Raw genomic sequence first — 4176 nt, 5'->3', positions numbered from 1 at the left:
GGCACCTTGTTCAGCAGTCTCCTAGAAGGTGGCAGGCGCGGTCCTCGGCCGCCACGATCTGGTTCTTCAGAACTGGCGCCTGCCTCGCCGCCTCTCGTCGTCGAGCGCGGGTTCCCCACCCGCTGTAGTACACGTCGAAGACCGACGGGAATCGTGCCTCGTACGACGTGGTCCAGGCCGCGACGCGGTCGCTGGCATTGGGAGTCTCGGCCAGTTCTTGCCACGCCCCAACTGTCGACACGATCTCCACCGGGACACACTCGCACGATGCGAGGCGAAACTCCCGTCAACGGGCGTCATGCGCGTCTTCGTATCGCGGCAAATCCGGACGTTTGGTCGTCAGAAGAAGTCGATGACGAAGCGTCCGACTCGCTTCAGGGACGAGCCGAGGGCGGGCAGAAAGCCCACTCCAGTGCTACGAGTGTCTCGCCACGCAGTGACCCCAACCGTGATCAGGGCGATGACTGCGACGGTCCAACCGGTGGCAAGGACGACCGCGGGATAGCCGATGGTCCAGGAAGTGGCCAGGACGAGACCTGAAGCAGCCAGGAGCAGGAGAGCTAACGCCAGCAACATGCTCCCGACGGGCTCAGGCTGGCGTTGCGCGTCCATGGCGGGAGCATAGGGCTCGACGGTGAGTCGCCTCATGAGGCAAGTCGGACGTCATTTCAAATGGAGCGTTGTTTCAGTCCCAGTCCTCCTAGCATGTGGCCGTGGCCTACGACGCGATCACTGAGAGCGTCCAGTTGATTCAGTCCGGGCACCTGCATCCGGTGTCTCGGTTGAGCCGACGTCGTCGGTTCGCTCCGATGGCAGTCGACGTCGCAGGCGACGTGGCGGTCACCCTGTTCGCCCGCCGTGGGGTCGGCTGCGTCCTGTCTGAGACGTGGGTCCTGAGCAAGCATGGCGCGAGCTGGCACCTGCTCGGCGGCGGCGGTGCTTCTGCCGAGGATGACCTGCTCTCCCCACGCCCCACCCGGTTGCCGGCCGCCCTTCGCCTGCCAGAGACAGCCGATACCGAGATCGATCTCGGGCTCGTCGCGGTCGATGGCAGCGGCGGGGTCCATGACGACCAAGGTGGAGCGGATCGGTGGCCGTGGAGCGGTCGATGGATTCGCTACGTCGTCCTACGGACCAGCGCCGACGTGGAGTCGCTCACGCTCGACAACCGGACGGTCGTGGTGCCTTGGCACGGCCGGGTCGTCCTCGCGTCAACTAAGCGACGGTCACCTCGCGTGATCGTCAACGGCCAGCATGGGGCCGTTCTCGGCGAGGTGCGCCCATTCGAACGGAGAAGGTGAACCCGTCGCCCTTCCAGGAAAGGCAAGCGCGGACTGCGGCAGATGAGTGAACGTCCCGCTGCCGACCTCGGCGATGGGAGAGGATGCGCAAATGCTGAAGCTCCTGCTCGGCGTCGGAGTGGCGCTCATTCTTGTTGGCATCGTCCTGATTCCCCTTCCAGGGCCCGGGATGCTCGTCCTCACAGGTGGCGTCATCGTTGCCGCCGTAGCGGCCGTCCTGCTGGGGAAGCGCCCCGAACACACCTAACGCGGCAGGAGCGGACGACTCGTCAGACGTAATGGAAGCGGGCTTGGAGGATCACCAGGTCGTCGCCGTCGACGAGGTAGACGAGCCGATGTTCCTCGGTGATCCGGCGCGACCATGCCCCGGCCAGCATGTGTCGCAGTGGCTCGGGTTTCCCGATGCCGGCGACCGGGTCTCGCAGGGCGTCATCGATGAGTCGGTTGATCCGTTTCAGCATCTGCCGGTCAGCGGCCAGCCAATACGTGTAGTCCGCCCACCCGTTCGGTGTGAAGACTAGCCTCATCGCACCATGTCGTGCTCGTCCCGCTGCCCGGACCGTGCCTGCTGCAGGCTCTCGAGCAGGTGTCGGGCATTGGCCGGGACCCGCAACAAGTGGGCCGTCTCCTCGAGCGCGTCATAGTCCGCGCGAGACATCAGCACCGCGTCACCGCGGCGGGAGGTGATCTCGATCGGAGTGCGGTCCTCGTTGACCTGCTCGATGAGAGGAAACAAGTTCTTCCGTGCCTCGCTTGCGGTGACAGCCATGATCTCTCCTATTGGTACAGGTTCTTGTACCAATATGACACGATCCGCCTGTGCCGACAACGTCCGACCATCGGCATGTCCGTGAAACAGGCCGCACCCGGCGTAGCCCTATCTGGGGGTGATGACGCGCCACCGGTTCACGCCACGGGAGGCAAGTCCGCCGTCCCAGGCAGGACTCATTTGCCTGTGCTCGTCTCGTTCTCGGCGAGTCGACCTGCGGGCTCGCCGAGCGATGCGGACATGATCGACTCCGCGGCCTTCCTTGTCCGGTCCTCGGCGGTCGGCCAGAGATGGGCGTACGTGTTGAGGGTCGTCGTGGCTTTCGAGTGACCGAGCGAGCGCTGGACGGTCACGACGTCGCACCCGGCGGCGATGAGGCCGGAGGCGTAGAAGTGCCGCAGGTCGTGGAGCTTGATGCCGGACAGTCCGGCGTCGTACAGGGTCTTGGGAGCTGACGGTGTTCTGGTGTGGTGGGTTGTCGCCGTCCCCGGCGAAGAGCCAACGATCGTTGCCGGTGGTGCCGTGGGCGGCGATGTGCTTGGCGAGGACTGTGACGAGGGTGTCGGCGAGGTAGACGACGCGCTCTGACCCGTACTTCGGCGCCCGCACGTCGATCGCCCCGCCGTTGACACGTTGCACCTGGCGGGAGACCTTGAGTGACTTGCGGAGGAAGTCGACGTCGCCGAGTTGGACGCCGGCGGCCTCGCCCAGCCGAAGGCCAGCGAACGCGCAGAGGGCGATGAATGGCTGGAACCGTTCGTCGGCCACGGCCATGAGCTGCCCCACGTCTTCGGGTGTGGGGATCGACATGGCGATGTCGGGGCGACGGCCGCGGGGGAGGCGTACTGCGTCGGTCGGGTCGGTTCCGATCACCCGATCCTTGACGGCGGCGCGAAACACCGACCTGACGTTGACGTACCGGGTCTTGATCGTGCCGGGGGCGAGGCCGGCGGCGTTCATCTGCTTGATCCAGGTCTCGACGTCCGAGCGCCGTACCTGTTTCATCGGCTTCCCGGCGAAGGGCACGGATCTGGCCGCCAGCGACATCGCGAGTACGGTGCCGGGTGCCCAGACCTGGCGGGCCGACCACTCGCCGAAGAACGCCGCGAACGTGATCCGGCCGGCCTGTGGATCCGCGTAGGTTCCAGTGACGACGGCCGAGGTGACCGCGTCGAGCCACTGCTGGGCGTCGATCTTGCGGTCGAAGTGTCGCGAGTGCTCCTTCCCGGACTCGTCGCGATACCGCGCCCGCCACTTGCCGTTGGCTCGCTTGGCGATGTTTCCCGCCATGGTGATGCTCCTTCCGAGATCGCTCCATCGTCCCTCCGAGATCTGACGGCGGGCAGTCTCAGCGGTGGTTCTGTGGACGGTTGGTCTGCTCGCTGAGCCAGAGGACGAGGTCCGCGCGCCAGTACCGGACGTGGCGGCCGAGCTTGAAGCTGCGCGGCCCGGATCCGAGGTGGCGCCAGTAGCGCAGGGTGCCCTCAGGCACCCGGAGGAAGGCGCAGGCCTCCTGGAGCGTGAGCATCTCGTCCCCGGCGTTCTGTGGACGAAGAGTGGGGTGGTGTTGTGCGGTCATCGTGGGCTCCTCGTGATCGGCGGCGGTGAGCGTCGGCTCACGCAGGTCATCATGGGAGGGGGTTGTACCCGGATTCGTCCCCACCCGGAGCTTCGCGGGGGAGGGACAAAGGTAGGGACGTTTGCATCGCCGCAGGTCAGAGCACGTCCCTAGGAAAGTTCAGAAAATTGTTGCTAACGCCCTGTGCGTCAGGCTGTGGTGAGACACGACGACTGAGTTCCTTCCCTTGCACGGGGTGAGAAGCGAGTAGTAGCTGATGACGATGACTTTGGCCGATGGGGCCGTTGATGATGGGGTCATGGGACCTCGAGGTGACCGGCCCAAGCGGCGGGTGTTCACGGCGGAGTACAAGGCGCGGATCCTGGCCGAGTACGACGCGGCCGAGCACGGTGGGCGGGGTGCGGTCCTGCGCCGGGAAGGGCTGTACTCCTCGCACATCGTGGAGTGGCGTCGAGCGGCTGACGCCGGTGCCCGGGCTGGTTTGGGCCCGGTCTCGCGGGACCGCCGCGACCGGGAGATTGAGGAGC

At 66.0% G+C, this 4176-nt stretch carries 6 protein-coding genes and 2 pseudogenes; 2 read left to right on the top strand and 6 right to left on the bottom strand.

The window, feature by feature from the left end; translation table 11 throughout:
- Window positions 1-339: 339 nt before the first annotated feature.
- Together BN11_RS19880 and BN11_RS24445 are read right to left on the bottom strand one after the other, a co-directional pair.
- Window positions 340-612: a hypothetical protein gene (locus BN11_RS19880; protein WP_157044298.1), complete on the bottom strand. Its 273-nt coding sequence runs from the start codon at window positions 610-612 to the stop codon at window positions 340-342.
- Window positions 613-668: 56 nt separating this feature from the next.
- Window positions 669-1067, bottom strand: coding sequence for a hypothetical protein (locus BN11_RS24445; RefSeq protein ID WP_162213300.1), 399 nt, complete (start codon window positions 1065-1067; stop codon window positions 669-671).
- Window positions 1068-1392: 325 nt separating this feature from the next.
- Here BN11_RS24445 and BN11_RS19870 point away from each other — a divergent pair, with 325 nt between their 5' ends.
- The gene (locus tag BN11_RS19870; protein WP_162213299.1) at window positions 1393-1548 is read left to right on the top strand and encodes a PGPGW domain-containing protein; all 156 of its coding nucleotides are present in this window, start codon (window positions 1393-1395) and stop codon (window positions 1546-1548) included.
- A 22-nt stretch (window positions 1549-1570) separates the two neighbouring features.
- Here the strand turns inward: BN11_RS19870 and BN11_RS19865 are convergent, their stop codons facing one another.
- The 4 genes and pseudogenes from BN11_RS19865 to BN11_RS19850 form a co-directional block, all read right to left on the bottom strand.
- Window positions 1571-1828, bottom strand: a complete 258-nt coding sequence (locus tag BN11_RS19865) for a Txe/YoeB family addiction module toxin (RefSeq protein WP_048548373.1) — start codon at window positions 1826-1828, stop codon at window positions 1571-1573.
- Window positions 1825-2070, bottom strand: coding sequence for a type II toxin-antitoxin system Phd/YefM family antitoxin (locus BN11_RS19860; protein ID WP_048548370.1), 246 nt, complete (start codon window positions 2068-2070; stop codon window positions 1825-1827). The genes BN11_RS19865 and BN11_RS19860 overlap by 4 nt, the downstream gene beginning before the upstream one ends.
- Before the next feature lie 176 nt (window positions 2071-2246).
- A pseudogene (locus tag BN11_RS19855) lies at window positions 2247-2844 on the bottom strand (site-specific integrase).
- A gap of 574 nt (window positions 2845-3418) precedes the next feature.
- Window positions 3419-3649 carry a helix-turn-helix transcriptional regulator gene (locus BN11_RS19850; RefSeq protein WP_048702058.1) on the bottom strand — a complete coding sequence of 77 codons (231 nt, stop codon included), beginning with the start codon at window positions 3647-3649 and terminating at the stop codon, window positions 3419-3421.
- Window positions 3650-3965: 316 nt separating this feature from the next.
- Between BN11_RS19850 and BN11_RS24440 the strand changes: the two are divergent.
- Window positions 3966-4176: pseudogene (locus BN11_RS24440) on the top strand (IS3-like element ISAar46 family transposase); the annotation flags it as partial.

The organism is Nostocoides australiense Ben110 (genome assembly GCF_001050535.1).
Taxonomy (GTDB): Bacteria; Actinomycetota; Actinomycetes; order Actinomycetales; family Dermatophilaceae; genus Nostocoides_A; species Nostocoides_A australiense.
The sequence above is the reverse complement of the archived record's forward strand: the minus strand, read 5'-3'. Positions and strand labels throughout refer to the sequence as shown.